General features: G+C 65.0%; 14 protein-coding genes and 2 pseudogenes. 6 read left to right on the forward strand and 10 right to left on the reverse strand.

Annotated elements, in window-relative coordinates:
• Window positions 1-62 precede the first annotated feature (62 nt).
• From IEY99_RS31040 to fabG, 3 genes are all read right to left on the reverse strand, one after another.
• Complete coding sequence (locus IEY99_RS31040; protein ID WP_229799405.1) at window positions 63-434, reverse strand: hypothetical protein; 372 nt, start codon at window positions 432-434, stop codon at window positions 63-65.
• Window positions 434-1,177: a MinD/ParA family ATP-binding protein gene (locus IEY99_RS31045; RefSeq protein ID WP_189207669.1), complete on the reverse strand. Its 744-nt coding sequence runs from the start codon at window positions 1,175-1,177 to the stop codon at window positions 434-436. Before IEY99_RS31045 ends, IEY99_RS31040 begins: the two co-directional genes overlap by 1 nt.
• Before the next feature lie 1,762 nt (window positions 1,178-2,939).
• On the reverse strand, window positions 2,940-3,644 hold the full coding sequence (gene fabG / locus IEY99_RS31050; RefSeq protein ID WP_195826253.1) for a 3-oxoacyl-ACP reductase FabG: 705 nt from the start codon (window positions 3,642-3,644) through the stop codon (window positions 2,940-2,942).
• Window positions 3,645-3,977: 333 nt separating this feature from the next.
• Here fabG and IEY99_RS31055 point away from each other — a divergent pair, with 333 nt between their 5' ends.
• Window positions 3,978-4,805, forward strand: coding sequence for a helix-turn-helix transcriptional regulator (locus IEY99_RS31055; protein ID WP_189207671.1), 828 nt, complete (start codon window positions 3,978-3,980; stop codon window positions 4,803-4,805).
• 16 nt (window positions 4,806-4,821) lie between these two features.
• On the opposite strand, the gene IEY99_RS31060 is transcribed toward IEY99_RS31055, so the two are convergent.
• Complete coding sequence (locus IEY99_RS31060; RefSeq protein ID WP_229799406.1) at window positions 4,822-5,802, reverse strand: MBL fold metallo-hydrolase; 981 nt, start codon at window positions 5,800-5,802, stop codon at window positions 4,822-4,824.
• A gap of 1,192 nt (window positions 5,803-6,994) precedes the next feature.
• Here IEY99_RS31060 and IEY99_RS34645 point away from each other — a divergent pair.
• The 4 genes and pseudogenes from IEY99_RS34645 to IEY99_RS34650 form a co-directional block, all read left to right on the forward strand.
• Window positions 6,995-7,813, forward strand: coding sequence for an HNH/ENDO VII family nuclease (locus IEY99_RS34645; RefSeq protein WP_229799428.1), 819 nt, complete (start codon window positions 6,995-6,997; stop codon window positions 7,811-7,813).
• Window positions 7,810-8,304, forward strand: coding sequence for an SMI1/KNR4 family protein (locus IEY99_RS31070; protein WP_189207672.1), 495 nt, complete (start codon window positions 7,810-7,812; stop codon window positions 8,302-8,304). Before IEY99_RS34645 ends, IEY99_RS31070 begins: the two co-directional genes overlap by 4 nt.
• Before the next feature lie 55 nt (window positions 8,305-8,359).
• Window positions 8,360-8,482 (forward strand): NUDIX hydrolase, encoded by a 123-nt coding sequence (locus tag IEY99_RS31075; protein ID WP_229799407.1) that lies wholly within the window; start codon window positions 8,360-8,362, stop codon window positions 8,480-8,482.
• Window positions 8,483-8,562: 80 nt separating this feature from the next.
• Window positions 8,563-8,790, forward strand: a pseudogene (locus IEY99_RS34650) (IS701 family transposase); the annotation flags it as partial.
• 276 nt (window positions 8,791-9,066) lie between these two features.
• Here the strand turns inward: IEY99_RS34650 and IEY99_RS34655 are convergent.
• Entirely contained in the window at window positions 9,067-9,339 is a 273-nt protein-coding gene (locus tag IEY99_RS34655; RefSeq protein WP_229799408.1) for a hypothetical protein, read from the reverse strand.
• A gap of 596 nt (window positions 9,340-9,935) precedes the next feature.
• Between IEY99_RS34655 and IEY99_RS31085 the strand changes: the two genes are divergently transcribed.
• A complete protein-coding gene (locus tag IEY99_RS31085; RefSeq protein ID WP_189207674.1) occupies window positions 9,936-10,637 on the forward strand; it encodes a hypothetical protein in 702 nt (233 codons plus the stop codon).
• 115 nt (window positions 10,638-10,752) lie between these two features.
• Here the strand turns inward: IEY99_RS31085 and IEY99_RS31090 are convergent, their stop codons facing one another.
• The 5 genes and pseudogenes from IEY99_RS31090 to IEY99_RS31100 form a co-directional block, all read right to left on the reverse strand.
• The gene (locus IEY99_RS31090; protein ID WP_189207675.1) at window positions 10,753-11,262 is read right to left on the reverse strand and encodes a hypothetical protein; all 510 of its coding nucleotides are present in this window, start codon (window positions 11,260-11,262) and stop codon (window positions 10,753-10,755) included.
• A 254-nt stretch (window positions 11,263-11,516) separates the two neighbouring features.
• Window positions 11,517-11,734 (reverse strand): annotated as a pseudogene (locus IEY99_RS34660) (transposase family protein); the annotation flags it as partial.
• 750 nt (window positions 11,735-12,484) lie between these two features.
• Window positions 12,485-12,886: a recombinase zinc ribbon domain-containing protein gene (locus IEY99_RS34665; RefSeq protein ID WP_229799409.1), complete on the reverse strand. Its 402-nt coding sequence runs from the start codon at window positions 12,884-12,886 to the stop codon at window positions 12,485-12,487.
• Window positions 12,868-13,971 carry a recombinase family protein gene (locus tag IEY99_RS31095; protein ID WP_229799410.1) on the reverse strand — a complete coding sequence of 368 codons (1,104 nt, stop codon included), beginning with the start codon at window positions 13,969-13,971 and terminating at the stop codon, window positions 12,868-12,870. The genes IEY99_RS34665 and IEY99_RS31095 overlap by 19 nt, the downstream gene beginning before the upstream one ends.
• A gap of 139 nt (window positions 13,972-14,110) precedes the next feature.
• A complete protein-coding gene (locus tag IEY99_RS31100) occupies window positions 14,111-15,334 on the reverse strand; it encodes an exonuclease domain-containing protein (protein WP_229799411.1) in 1,224 nt (407 codons plus the stop codon).
• Window position 15,335 lies beyond the last annotated feature (1 nt).

The raw sequence follows: 15,335 nt of genomic DNA on the forward strand, positions 1-15,335 counted from the left end.
TGCTCTGTGGCACCCGGCAATCAGCGCGGACAGGAATCGGCTACGGAGCATTGGCCGGCCACTCACTGCTGGGAGAGCAGGAAGGCGATGATCGTGGTAGCCGACCCGACCACGATGGCGACCAAGCCCGCCTTCCACATCATGCTCTTGCCCCGGTCAGAGATTAGATGGGCGCCGAAAATAGGGCCGACGCCGAAGGCGATAGCACCAGCCACGAGGCCGGCCACCGCCGCGACGATGCCCAGGAACATGCACGCGTTGGTGATCGTGTAGAAGATTTCGCCGTTGCCGGGCACCGCGGCAGGATCGGGTCGGACGCGGCTGAAGTCGAAGCCCGAGTCGGCCGGTGGGGGCACAGGGCTTGGCGCGCGCAGCATGTGCTGACCTGCCGAATGCAGCAGCATCGACGCCTGAGTTAGTAAAGGCGAGGACATCAGCGACGCTCCTTGCCGGACGGGACGCTCTGGAGAGCCAGGGAGGCGGCCGTCCCAGCTGCCGTGCTGGCGGCAACCTGGACGGCGGGTATGGGCTCGGAGCTCGTTGGGCAGTGGCGCAGGACCTCGGCGGCGAGGTCGAGCACGGCCCGGCGGGTGGCCCGGCGTAGCCGACGGACGTCGATTGGCGACGCTGCGGCAAGCGCAGGGTCGTATGGAACGGTGAGCAACGCTCCCGCCACGGTGCCCGCCTGCCGTGCGACGGCACGGACGTCTCGCGGCATAGCGGGGGTCGCCGTCATGACGACGATGACCGCCTGGTCCGCGACGGTGTGGAGGCCGGCGGCGCGCAGCTGTGCCAGCAACCGCATGGTGTGCTGCAAGCTGTCGGTCGTCGCCCGGGCGGCCAGCATCGGCACGGTCGCCTCGGCCAGAGCCAGCCACGCCCCGCGGGTATCGGCCGCCGGAAGATCCAGCACGACCAGCCGATACAACGGGCGCAACGCGGCGACGACGGCCATCGCCTCGTACAATGTTGGGGGACGCCGCTCGCGGCTGATCTCGACCTCGCCGACCAGGGCGTGCAGGCCCGTCGGACCACGCTGCACCCACCGCTCGACCTCGGTCGGCCTGGTCAGCGTGTGGACGTCTCGGACGGCGTCCCATACGGTGCCCGCGTTTGTGCGGCCTACGCGCTTACCCAGGCCGCCCCACCAGCGGGTGTTCATGTCGACCGCGATCACCGGGTCCGGGCAGGCGAGCGCAAGCAGACCGCCGAGGGTGGCAGTGAGAGTGGAGCGGCCGACACCCCCATCGGCCGAAGACACCGCAATCGCATTACCCACCGTTCGCAGCGACGCCGCGGGAAGCCATACCCGCTCGACGGCTGTACCTGGGCCGAAACCTGCCGGTACCGCTCGCGGCTGGGCGGAAGAACTGTTGTCGACGAGACCACGTGCTGGCGGGGCAGTGGTTCGCTGCCCCGCCAGCAAGGGTCCAGCCAAGCTCGCCGTGTTTGCTGTAGCCGCTGCTGCCTCCGCTGCACGGGGGACAACGGAGCCGTCGTCTACGAACACGGACACTTGGCAGGCCTCCTCAAGACGGGTGGAACGCGGTGGGCTTGCCATGGAGGCCAGTAGCCGGGCCCTCCATGGCCCCTGAGTTACGCCGGCTCCGTACGAATCGAGGCCGGGAGATGGGGCATGGCAGGCCGCACCAGACGCCGTGCAAATGGGATTCGGCACGGCTTCTCATCGTCCTCGCATATGCGCAATCTGACTGTCTGATCTGCGCCGGCGATTCAACTGACCATCGCGTCTGACGTGCCGTGGATGGTGAGTCAAATGGGTGGTCAATTCGAGCACGCATTTGACAATGCCGGTTCAGCGCTTCGACGGGAAGTCGACAGGTGTTGACGGGGGTTGCCACAGGTCGACGCGTTCCACCGAAGGTGCATGCCTAGGCGGACACTGCCAGCAGAAATGCCGGGCTACGGCGGCCATTCTATCGGGAATATGATCAGTCAGCGGTCTGCGACAGCTTTTCCACTGTTGCGAATGGAATGGACGCCCGCAGCCGGAGCTTGCACGACATAGCGCATCGGACCGCCGGAGTGACGGCCGGCGACGATGGTTCGGTTGGCGAGGCGCTGTCACTGAGTCTGGCTACCAAGGGAAGTCGGGATCCTCCGTCAAACCGAGATCAGCGACCTTCACGTCCAAGGCCTCGGCGAGCAGGCGCCGGTTGTACTCGCTGGGCGCAATCCTGTCATGCTCCCACCGGCTGATCATCTGTCGCAGAGAATCCTCGGAGGGTGCTACGTCATGACGCTTCGCCGCGACTCGCCGCATCTGCTGCGCCAACCGCCGCAGCGACCACCGCTTTGCCTTGCGCCTACGACGGATACACCTACCCGTCGTCATCGTGACTTCCGCCGGCTCGCTGGGTAGCGAACTGGACGAACTCATCAGGCTTACCTCCATTCGCCCATCGCAAAGAGAATTGACGCCGGAGTGATAACCAACACGGTGGCGACCTCCAGGTTCGGTTGAGGAGCGAACTTATCGCAGCCTGCCTGAGCGCCAATTCCATGCAGGGCGCGCTAATCGCTCGCCCCCACCAACGGCGTAGCCGTTCAACGCCAGCCGACTCCATGTGGAGCGAGCCCGGTGCATGGCAGTGAGCGACCCACACCGTTGCGGCGCGGGTCGCTCACCGGACATACCAGCGTCATGGTCAGCCAGCTCGTCGAGTCGCCAAGGGCCCGGCACGCCAGCGCACTCAAGCTGCGGCGAGCGGCGAGCGGCCGGTCGTCTGTGACCGAACCGACGGCGAACCCTCTTTTGGATGTTCTATGGCGACCACACCTTGCCCGTGGGCGCTACGTATCCTGTCAATGCCGACTCTGCTTTTCCACCGCCTGGCCGGCTATGTCTTCCGGCTAAAGATAGCGGCATTTACAGCACAGACGCACCCGGATCAAGCAGCGTCTCGCGTGCGGATCGATCAGTGCCCCATCCCTGCTCCGCCGTCCACCGGAATTACTGCGCCGTTGATGTATGCCGCCTCGTCTCCAGCGAGGAAGAGCACCGCGGCGGCGACCTCTGTCGGCGACGCTGGCCGGCCCGCTGGGATTTGCGCCAGCATGCGCTGGCGTTGGTCGTCGGTGAGAACGGCGGTCATCGGCGTTTCGGTGAAGCCGGGCGCGATGACGTTCGACGTGATGTTGCGTGAACCCAGCTCGCGGGCCAGCGACCGCGCGAACCCGATGAGACCCGCCTTGGATGCGGCATAGTTGGCCTGCCCCGCCTCACCGCGGAGCGCCACCGCAGACGACACGAAGATGAGTCTTCCCCACCTCGCCCGCAGCATCGGCTTACTCGCCCGCTTAGCCACGCGGTAGGCACCCGTCAGATTGGTATCTACGACATCCGTGAAGTCGGCTTCACCCATGCGCATCAGTAACGTGTCGTGGGTGATGCCAGCATTCACAACGACCGCCTCGACAGGCCCTAGAGCAGCTTCGACGGTCGAAAATGCATTGTCCACGCTCGCGGTGTCGACAACGTCACACTGGACGGTCAGCGCGTCGAGCGCTGGTTCGGTGCGACGGTAGGTGACCGCGACTCGGTGCCCCGCCTTGATGAACTGCTCAGCCGTTGCCCGGCCGATGCCTTGGCTTGCGCCGATAATCAACGTTGTACGCGCCACCAACATGCCTCCATGACTGCACTCTCTTGCCCCGTTCGCGCTGGCAGAGCGGCGCGCTGGGACATCGACTCACTCGCCGAGCCGTATCGAGATCCACATATTGCTCCTGGTGGTGGATGATGACCAGAGAGCGCGACTACCCACAGTGCCACTGAAGGTTTAATCCTGTTAGATCGATAGCTACGCGCGTACCGCACATCAACCGCAAGCACTGCCGGGTACGTGACACAGCAACTGGCATGACGACCTGGATGACCATTGGTACCTTCGACGCTTCGTGACCATGAGACCACTTCACCTTCACCCTGCTAGGAGCCGTCTTCGGGGGACGCGATGACACCGGATCCGCATCACTCTGCCGCTCGCACGCCCGAAGCCAGCGACGAACTTGCACGGCTCGTACGATCCTGGCGCGAGCGCCTCAACCCCGACGAGATCCCGGGACTTCAAGTCGCTCGGTCACGCAGGCGTAAACGGGTCAGCCAGGAGATGGCCGCCGCCCTCATCGGCTACAGCGTCGGCTGGCTCAGCAGTCTCGAACGAGGAGAGCGCCAGAACTACAGCACCGACTTCCTCGACCGAGTCGCTTACACCCTTCGGCTCAGCCCCGAAGAGAAGGCCCTGCTGTTCCTGCTGGCAACCGGCCACGAACCTCCGGCACGCCAACGCTCGTCCTCGATTGAGTCGACCGCCGTCGTCCAGCGGCTGCTCGACGCCCAGCCGTGGCCGGCCTACATCAACGACGAGGCATGGGACCTCGTCGCTTACAACCACCACATGCTCACGTGGTTCCCCTGGGTCGCAGGCCACGAGAACAACGTCATGCGGTGGGTCTTCACGTATCCCGAGGCCCGCCAGCAGCTGTACCGATGGGAGACAGACTGGGCGCCTCAAATGCTCGCCCAGATGCGGTACGCCCACGCCCGGGCGCCTGGAAACACGCGGCTGACAGAAGTCCTCACCGAGATCCTCAAAGACAAGGACGCCGAGCGCATCTGGAGCAACCCGACGGCCTACGTACACCCCGATGGCGACCACCGCTCGCTCTACCTGCCATACCACCGCAAGGTCCAGCCGATCGAACTCATCGCCTTGGAGCCGCTCCGAGCTCCGGGCAGCCGCATCATGATGCTCATGCCGCTGGAAGGAGGCTCGGACTGACGGCGAGGGAAGCTGATCAGCCGCGAAGCTTCGAGCCTCGAACCCGCGAGGCAAGGCTTTGTTCCAGCTCGGCCGCATGCGCCAGGACATCCATGAGATCCCCGGAAGCGTCGCCCAGATTCTGGTAGGCAGCCGCCATCGTGATCACGAGTCGCTCCGGATGCCCCCAGTCAACGTATGGCGTTGGCAACGCCAATTGCGACGCCGCCTGCCAGTAAGGGACCCCCGCGGCGTGGGCATGGGCGGCATGGTCGGCGACCATTTGGAGGTACGCGCGGAACTCCCGCACGCCGTCGAGGTGCGTCACCGGACCATGGCCCGGCACGATGTAGCGTGCGCCGGTGGCGATGATGGTGTCGCAGGCCATAATCCAATTCTCGACGGGTCCGGTCCACATGATCGGGTGATCGCCGACGAAGAGGATGTCCCCCGTGTAGACCACGCCGGCGCCCGGAACGTGCACGATGACATCTCCGTCGGTATGCGCCGGCCCGACCTCGATCAGCTCGACAGCCGTGTCTTCGACCGACAGCTGCAGACGGTTGGAGAACGTACGGCCGGGCGGCATGACGGTGATACCAGTGAAGTCGAAGTGCCCAAAGTGTCGGCGCATGTAGTGACCCAGAGCCGAGTCTCCGGAAGCTGGTCCGCTGAGGGCCTCAAGCTGCGCGGGCTGCACCTCGTGCGCCATGCCGTGCGCCGATGCCGACGACGCGATAATCTCGGCTTGCGGAAAGAGTTGGTTCCCCCAGCAGTGATCCCCGTTCGCGTGCGTGGTGACCACGGTTGTCACGCGTACGCCGGGCATTCTCGCTGCTATCGCGTCTTGCATCTGCCGCGTCATCGGCAGATCGAACTGGGTGTCGACGAGCAGTGCGGTATCTCCGGACACGACGAGCCCACAGTTGCTAAAGCCCCACGTACCAGGCGGGCTCAGGTAGGCCCAGGTGTCGGTAGTGAGCTGATGCCATCCCTTGGTGTACGCGATCTCCGCCACACGAAGCATTCTCACCAGAGATGACCGCAGGGCCAAGCCACTGACTGTCCGCCTCGACGAACGGCCCCTGTGCTACCACACAACGCCGAGCGCCCGGGGCCGGAACCGCGAACTCTTTCCTGTTGACCGAACGTAGGAGGGAAGTGGGTTTTGCGAGAGGTGAGCCCGCCTGCGTGCTGCTGGCGTCGCCCTAGTACATGGCGACTCCCAACAGCAGCCAAGGTTCACTTCTGCAACAGGTGAACTCGAAAGAGCAGGCGATGCCCGTAGCCATCATCAAGCGATGCGGCGGAGTATCTGCACGCGGAGACGACGAAGCCGGTGTCGACCTAGCGGCCGGCATACCGGAGCAGTCCCACGTGCGTGGAGAGGACCCAATGGGCGATGGTCTTGACGACCGTCGTGTCCGGAACACCTCCACCTATGAGGAGAGGACAGCGGCGCGGCGCTCGAGCCCGCGGTACATGCCGAAGCACCCACGTGCTTGCAGCAGACTACCGCACCCTCTGCGCTTCTCGACCCGCGTGCGGAGCACTTCCATTTGATTGGAAAGGATCCGAGTGTGGCCACCAGATCGGCGTAGTCCGGCGGAGCACGGCCACATGTGTGGAGACGACTGCACCATCGGCGACGAATACTAGGATCGAGACGAACCACCTCCACGTGGGTGGAGAGGACGTCGACTCCTGCGCGCCGGTGACCACGTTGTACGGAGCACCGCCACGTGCGTGGAGAGGACGCGGGAGGGTGCTACCGGCCTTAACGCTGGTCGGTTCCGGAGTCACCACCGGCGCCTTGAAGCCGCCGAAGGGGTACGTAAAGACCACCCTGATCGGGACCGTGGACCTGCTCGCCTGGCCCGCCGAGTCCCGTGCGGTGACGGTGATGACGTGCTCGCCCAGGCCGAGATGCTCGGCGCGCAACGGCAGCCGGGCGCCGGTGCCGAGCAGGCAGTCGCGGTCGATGCGCGACGCCGAAGCCCGCGCAACGAGCAGGCGCCAAGCGGCATCAGAAGGCCGCAGTCCGCAACGCACCCGCGTGCTGACCCCGTTGCTGCCGAAGTAGCTGGCCGCGTCCGGGCCGTTCACCTCAGGAAGCCCGATGCCCGCCCGTTCGCTGGGCGACGGATTTCGCGCGAGAAGAAGGGTTGATGGAATAGCCTATTAAGAAGCTCATCCGGAAACTCAAAAAGATTGAACAAAAGGCCTGCAAGACAAAGAAGGCCGACAGCTTCGCCCCCGACACGCCCGTCCTCCTCGCCGATGGCAGCCACAGAGCAATCCGTGACGTCCGGACCGGCGACCATGTCCTTGCTACCGATCCCGAAACGGGCAACACTCAGCCGAAGCCCGTCACGGCCCTGCACCGCAATCTCGATACCGAACTCGCCGACATCAGCATCCGCTCAACGAACGGCCGACGCGCCACACTGGAGACCACCCAGAATCATCCCTTCTGGAACAACACCAGCAAACAATGGACCGACGCCGCGGCACTTAAACCTGGCACCAACCTCCGAACTCCTCGCGGTGGCCGCGCCACGGTCAGCACCACTCGGGTCCACCGAGGCAGCCGCTACATGCATAACCTCACCGTCGCCGATATTCACACCTATTATGTGCTCGTCGGCAACGCTGAAGTCCTTGTGCACAACGCGTCCTGCCAGTTTTGGTCGCCAATCGACTACAATGGCCAGCGCATATATCAGCGAGACGATCTTATGAATCCGCACTTCGTTTCACCTGTGGACAAGTACGGTCGGACCAACCTCAAGAGAATGCAGCAGGGATTGGCTCCGATGGGCCCGGACGGTAAGCCACTGAACCTCCACCACATGCTTCAAACCCAGGACGGGCCGATCGCCGAGGTGACGCACTCCATGCACTTCGACAACTACTATGAGCTACATTGGAAGGTGGGTACCAAGATCCCTAGCGGAATCGATCGCAAAGCCTTCGAAGCCTGGAAGTCTCAGTACTGGAAAGATAGAGCGAAAGGGTTGGGTGAATGATGAGCGCAATCGAGGCTAGTGAGCGGCTGATCGAGCTGGTTCGCGCGAACGACGACATCGCAAACTTTGCAGACGGGTGCGATGCAGGGACGATCGCCGCCGCTGAGCGTGATCTAGGCGCACCGCTCCCTCCCTCGTACCGCCGCCTAGTCGAAGAATTCGGGACGTGGGATATCGCTGGCCAGGAGTTCCTCGGCGTTTACCAGACGCCCGCCATGGGACAAAAGCTGCTCGGCTCGGTAACTGAGACTCTGGAGGCTCGAAGCCGGTACGGCATGCCTGCAGACTTGATTGCCGTGATGTTCGACGGGATGGGCAACTTGATCGTGCTCGATTGCTCCCAAGTGGACGGGGAGAGTGAGTGCCCGGTCTTGGTCTGGAATCCTGGCGTCGCGGACCGTCAGGGCATGGAGAAGGTTGGCGACAATTTCGGCACTTTCGCCCTATCGCTGTGCCAACGGGCTGTGACTCAGTGGCGAGAACCTAGCTAAACTGAACTGGCACCAGAAGAGCCTCGCCAGGTTTCCTGGCGAGGCTCTTCCTTTCTTGCTCCGCCGCAGGCGAGTAGCGGAAGGCCAGCTCTCGTGGCAGTTACCTGCCGGCAAGGTGGAATCCGGCGAATCCGGCGACAGGGCTGCCGTCCGGGAGACGCTCGAGGAAACTGGCTAGCTGTTGAAGCCGTTCGCGCCTAGTACTGCAACGGCAGTAAGCAGTCGGAACGTATCGATGAGCGGCTCGTTGTGCCGGTCATGGCGGATGTCGATGTGGCCTGCTGGCCGGCGGAGTTGGACCGGTTGCATGCCCGGTTCGCGCATCGTTTCGCGCGGTCTGCGCCATTTCGACGGGCTCGGCAGTACCTGTCTGGGCTGGTCAGTGGCTTGGATCGGGCGAACGGGTGGGCCCTGGCAGAGCCGGCGGGAGATGTGTCGTCGGACGGGATGCAACGCCTGTTGCGGTGGGCGAACTGGGACGTCGACGCTGCGGTATTCACTGCTTCCCCAGGGTGACTACGGTGCGTGTAGGCCAGCGCACCGGGTGCGGGCAGCGACGGACCCAGCGCGCGTCGTCTGCGGCAGTTGAGGACATTCGTAGGAGCGGATGCGATCAAGCCTGTACGGGAGATGGAACCACCGACTCGGGGGTGAGCCCGCGGCGGATTTTCCTTTGTCGAAGTCCTTCAGTCAAGCGGGCTCATGCCGATCAGCAGGCTCGTGATCTATGCCGCCGTTGCGGTCAGCTTAGCTTCATGACAGTCACGGAAGGCAAAGTACGTGAAACGTAGGAGGACTCCGCGCATAATCAAGATGACGTTCGCGGTAGTCGGATGCGCGCTGTTGAATATTTCTCCAGGCCCGGGCGAAATGCAGGCGAGCTTTAACGGAGAAATCATGAGCTACCTTGCCGCTCGGCGCCAGGCTGAAGGATGCGTCGGTTTCAGCCCTCAGGATATCCGCTGCTACGCCAGCCTCAGTGAAGCTCGCGAAGCTTACAGAGGCGAGGACGCGGATTGGATAGTGTTCACGCATGGTGATCTTTATATAGATAAGGTCTGTGGAATTGCACTATCGCAATGTGAAGGTGATCCCTCCATTTTCCTTTACACCCACCCTCGATGAGATGGGTGAGCGGATGGTTTTACGGTCAGCGCTTCTCTAGCACGGTCGCGCACGCGGGATGCGTGCTCGTATGTGGCTGCGGCTCGCCGCTTCGGCAAGACCACACCGCGGACCATCCCCAGGCCCCACTTCTCGAGAACAGGCAGGCTCTCTGAAGGTCGGTCCCGGATCTCGCTTCCGAGAGGTCGTGCTCGTTTGCTAGGCGCCAGGATCGCCCGTCGCCCTGTGACGGTCTTGCTGTTCATGGCGCCACATCAACGACCATGTGATGGCCGGCAGCGGGTTCTCCAACCCGGCGGTAGAGGACGGATACCTCCTGACGGGCGTCCTTGGTACAGCCGTTGAAGACGGTTGCGCGATTCGACCGGCACGCACTGCACCTGCACAGCGAGGCCTGCGTCGGCACCACCGCCCGGGTCAGTTCGCGGACCGACGACACCTCAACTCGTCGAGCCGCCGACCGAATGGGCTCTGTAAACCAGCACTCCCAGTCCGGACGGAGATCGATGACTGCCGAGCCGCAACACAGCGAACTGTGGGGACAACATTCCCCCCATCTGCCCGGCATGCCACCACAGTCCCAACTGCCGCACGGCGTGCCGCCGCAGGCATATCCGCCACCCGGCATGCCGTACCCGCCGCCCGTTTCACACGCTGGTTACGCTGCGCCCGGCTATCCGCAGGCCGGCCAGCCTGCCCTTGTGCCAGGTGGTGGCTATGGCTACTTCCCACCCGCGTACGCCCACAGCCTTCCCCACCAGCAGGTGCGACCCGTCCCGCGCCTCCCCGGAGTCGGCGGCGTGATCGTCGGCACCATCTTCCTGGGCGCGTTCGGCGCGTTCTTTGCGGCCTCGAAAGCGCGGTACGCCGCTTCGTTTGGCCTCTCGGGCAGAAAGTACTGGATCGCGTTCGCAGCCACGCTCGGCACCATGATGACGCTCGTGACCATCGGGATGTTGATCGACAAAAGCTCCCGGGTCGTCATGACGCCGGCGTCGCTGGAGAACGCCATAGTGACGGAGAGCGACTTCCGGGACAGCGATGGGACCGCCGCGGTCGTGGAGGCCGCGTCCTGCGCTGCCGCGAACGTCGACGACGACGGCACCGGCACCTACCGCTGCCTGATCGACTTCAAGGACGGCGACCGTGTGTCATACCAGGTGACGGTCGACTCCCGCGGCAACTGGGTGACCGACAACGGCGACTGACCGCCGGTGCCAGCTCTTCGCCCCCTGCCGGCACCCCGCGCCTGTGGCGACGTCGGGCCGGCAGCGGTCCGCAATGCTCGCGCGAGCATCTCTCGCGTTGGACCCTGGAGGGCGGCTAGGAAATCACACGGGCGAGCTGGCCGGGCGATACCGGCGGCGCCGTGCAGGTGGACCAGGTTCGGGTGATCACCGGCCCGGCAATCGCCCGAACCTGTGTCAGGACGTCAGAGACGTGGCGAGGAAGAACTCGGCGAAGCCGGCCACGGTACACACCGCCGCCCACAGCCCGAACCGGCGCGCGGAACGTGATCGCCATGCTATGTGTGCCTGCCACCGCGCCGGCGGCGAAGCGGCCGGCGTATGCGTCGTCTTCATCAACCATGTAAGTGCCGACGGTTGCCAACGGGGTGAACGCCACAGTCAGGACGCCGGTTCTCGACGAGCAGGCAACCGCAGTCAAGCCGCAGCTGCGGTTGGTGGCATTGCTCAGGACGGCCCATCGGCGCGCGCTGGAGTCGTAGTAGACAGCGCCGTAGCGGTCTTCGGCGGCAACCGCGGTTGCCGCCTGCTGGCTGGGCTGGCTCCGCACGGCCCCGAGCACGCCCGGAACGGCAACAGTGGCCATGCCGGCGGCGAGTAGCACAGCCTGACTGGGTCTCATTAAATCTCCCGAGGGGTGCCGCGGTCAGCTCGCCGCAGGATGAGCGTGGGCAGTTGTGCCATGCCTCGTATTTGCCCAGCACAACCGCCACCACAGTCCCCGGGCAACTAGTGCAGCCGCCGGGATTGACTGTTTGGCCCCGCATCGCGGACCGGTCGCGGCGGCTTGAGGATGATCGGCTATTACGCTCCCCCGCCTCGCCACGCTCCCCAAGCTGGCGAAACTCCGAACAGCGGCCCGAGCTGACGCATGGTCAAGTTCGCCGCCAGTACACAGCCACCATCACCATTCGATCCGCCAGGTCCGAAGCCCAGGGCCGACCCGGACGGCCGTCGGCGACGTCATCACCGCGGCGGCGCGCGACCAACCAGACCAGCCGGCGGAGCTGCGCCGAGCTCAGACCGGTGAAACGGATCCATTCCTGACGGCGACGGATACACCTGAATCCATCTAATCGATGGCCTTGACCCAAATCACTGGGTCGAAGTTGTCACCCGAACCGGTATACCCGCGTCGAGGCGGCTTTTCACGAGCTGCACGTCGACCACGGGGCAGCCGACTCTTCCCGGCCGTCAGGGCCGGCCTCCGTAGCGGCATCAACGCGGTCAACGTGTGGGACGGCTCCGGGGACTCTTCGCGGCCGTCAGGACCGGGCTCCCGTAGCGGCGCCTCCTGGCCGATACCGAGATAGGGCCGATCCTTCGCTCTTCCCGGCCGTTAAGGCCGAGCTCCGTAGCGGCGCGCTGCTCAAGCCACCCTTTCGGACCTGGCCCGGCCTCTTCCCGGCCGTCAAGGGCCGGACTCCTTAGCCGCCTGGCGCCCTGGTAGCACAGCAGAGGCCGGCCAGCCCACTTCCTGCTCATGGCCCGCAGCTGCAGCAGTTCCACCTCGGCGCCGCTGGCGTCCCATTTCCCGGCCGTCGGGGTAGGGCTCGGTAGAGGCCCATCGCCGCGGTGCTGGACGCCTCCCACCAGCGTGCTCTTCCCGGCCGTAAAGCCGGGCTCCGTAGCGGCAGGTAGTGCCTCAGAGTCTTAGTGATGGCCCATCCGGCTGGGGCCGACTGGCGGAAGAGAAGTACACTTTTGCACATGAGAATGGATGCCCTTGTGGTATCCGTACCACTCGTGGGGGTTCAAGTCCCCCCTCGGACACAGTATTTCCACACGAGTCGTGAGAGATGCTCACGTCAATGCTGATCCCCGTCCAGTTGGGCGGGGATTTTCGCGTGTAGGGCCGCAGGAAGCAGTGCGGGGGTGAGCGGCATCCTGGTGTCCTCGGTTTCGACGATCCAGCCGTCGTGGTCACCAACCAGGACGATGTGATGGTGGCGCAGTTCGTCAGCGATGGCTGCCGGGCTGGCGTGTGGTAGTCGTGGGTGTGTGCAGGCGAGCGTGGGGTTGCGCTGGAGCAGGTCGACGAGATGGTCCTCGCGGCAGTAGAGGATGCGCGGCCGGACCGGGTTGGGTGAACTGACGCTGGTACGGCCGTGCCGACAGCGGTAGCCGGCGCGGCCGTGGGTCCAGTGGGCGTCGAGAGCGCGTCCGCAGATGCCACAGACCACAAGCCCAGTCAGGGCGTAGCGACGCACGATGCCGTCGGCCGGAACCGGTGCAGTGTGAATCTGCTGGACGGTGACGAAGTCGGCCTCGCTGACGAGAGCGGGATGAGCCAGCTCCGCAGAGATCGCCCACTGAGTCGCAGAGTTCCACCGCAACGTGTCCCGCTGCCGGGTGAGCCTCCGGACGGGCTCAGCGTCATCATGCTCAATGTGCTGCGGTTCCAGACCTGGCGGCCGGTGTAACGCGGGTTGCCCAGGATCGCCGCTACGGTGGTGAGCATCCATGCCGTACCGCTGCGATGCCGATTTCTGTCCCGGTCCGCCCTCGACGGGCACGGCACACGACGCTCGTTGAGCTCCCGGGCGATCCGCGCGACGCTGCGCCCGGCGAGCCGCTGGGCAAAGATCCACCGTACGGTCGCGGCGGTGCACGGGTCCGGTTCCAGATGGCGCAGACGCCGGCCCCAGGCGGCATGCGCACGGTTCGGGTGCGGTCCGGCGTCGACCAGCCGATAGCCGTAGGGTGGTCGGCCCCCGAGGTGACGACCCTGCAGCTCGGTCTGGGCACGCATCGCCGCAATGACCCGGTAACGGGCCTTGGCGACCTCCCGCTGGGAACGCACCCCGAGCAGATCGAGCAACGCGAGCTGGCGGGGATTGTCGAAGTCGACTGGGCCGTAGGTTTCAGGCAGCCACAAAGTGATGCTGTGCCGGCGCAGCAGTGGGATCAATTGATCGAGCTGCTGGCCCTGGAACGCCCGCTCGTACTCCCCGACCACTAAGGCGTCGAACGCTCGATTGCTGCCGCACAGGTCGCCCAGGAGGCGTGCCGCCTCCGGCCGGTCCGGCCACGCGGTCCGCCGCGACACGCCGACGTCGAAGTACTCGGCGACGAAGTGACCGTGTTCGGCGGTCAGCTCGGTTGCCGCGGTGAGTTGCCAGTGCCGCGACGAGCCGTGGTCTTGATGGTCGGCCGTGGAGATCCGGCCGTAGAACGCAAACCGAAGCCCTTCGCTCTCGGCCGGCCGATAGCGTCGCGGGCCAACCTTGCGCTGTACCGCGGCCCATTGCAATAACGGGCCGCTCGGTGCTCGGGCTGGGAGGTGAACTGTCATAACGCCCTCGACCTTGACTGATCCGGCGCGATGCTCTTGGTTCAGTGCGGAATCGGCCAGCTCAAGCGCTCGGCCGGATGAAGATGGCGGCGAGGCGACGATTCCTCGGAGTGCACTGTAGGCAATCAATCGGACCGTTCTACGGCACTAGTGCGCCCAGCATCTGCTGGTAGGCGGCTGGGTGCACAACCGGGATGCCGTACCGGCGGGCGGCTTTGGCTTTCCCTGACATGGAGTCGGGATCCGCAGCGATGAGCAGCTTGGTCTTCTTGGTGACGTTGTCACCGACTTGGAGCCCCGCAGCGACCGCCTGCGTCTGCCACTGGTCGCGTGGTGGAGTCATGGTGCCGGTGAAGACGACAAGGTCGCCTGGCTGGAGCTGCCACAGTTGGCGGGCGAGGACGTTGCCGACCTGAGTCGTTGGTGTGCCGGCCGCGGTCAGTGCTTGATCTACTGAGTTGGCGGGCAGGCCGAGTAGGAGGGCCACGGTGTCGAGGTCGTGTCGCTCGGCCGCGGTAAGAAGGTCGTCGGCGAGGGCGACGCAGGTGAGTTGGTTGAGGTACTGCTCGTGCAGGTAGACAACGTCGGCACGGGCCAGTCCTAGCGTCTCCGCCGTGTCGACGAGGGCGTCGGCTTCGGTGGCGGATATGTGCCGGTCGAGGAGGGCTTGGTCGAGGAGGTCGAGGTAGGCGTCCGCGCGTGGTTCTCGCTGTCGGGGAAGCCGGTCGATGAGACGGGCGAGGAAGTGCTCTTGTCGCTGCTCGGCAGAGGTCCGCTGTACGGGCACCACCGTTGAGAGCGGCAGGTCAGGCCACTGGATCGTCGCAGCCTGTGCGACGGTGGTAGCCCATGGGGGCGGGGATCCTGCGGCGGTGAGGTAGTAGGCGAGCAAGTCCGCTGCGGCTTGGGCGTCATGCAGTGCGGAGTGGGCCTTGTGCGCCGGCAGGCCCGCGGCGCGTCGGCAGTCGTGCAGGCTGCGGGACGCGGTGGGGATGAAATGCGCTGCCAATTGCATCGTGCAGAGGCCGGCGTTGGCGTCCACGGGTGCCGTGATGCCGATTCGCTCATATTCGGCGGTGAGGAACATGGCGTCGAAGCGGAGGTTGTGAGCCACCAGCACGCGGCCGGTCAACCGGCGGCCCAGGTCTCCTGCCAAGTCTGCGAAAGCGGGCGCCCGACGTGCTTCTGTCGCCGAGATGCCGTGAATGTGCTGCGGCCCCAAGTCGCGGTTCGGGTTGACGAGGCTGCACCACTGGTCCTGCACGCAACCGTGCTCGTCGAGACGGATCACCGCGACTTCGATGAGCCGATCATGCCAGCTGGTCCGGAGACCGGTCGTCTCCACGTCGATAACGGCGTACACC

Origin of the sequence: Couchioplanes azureus (assembly GCF_014648355.1) — a bacterium.
Lineage (GTDB): Bacteria > Actinomycetota > Actinomycetes > Mycobacteriales > Micromonosporaceae > Actinoplanes > Actinoplanes azureus.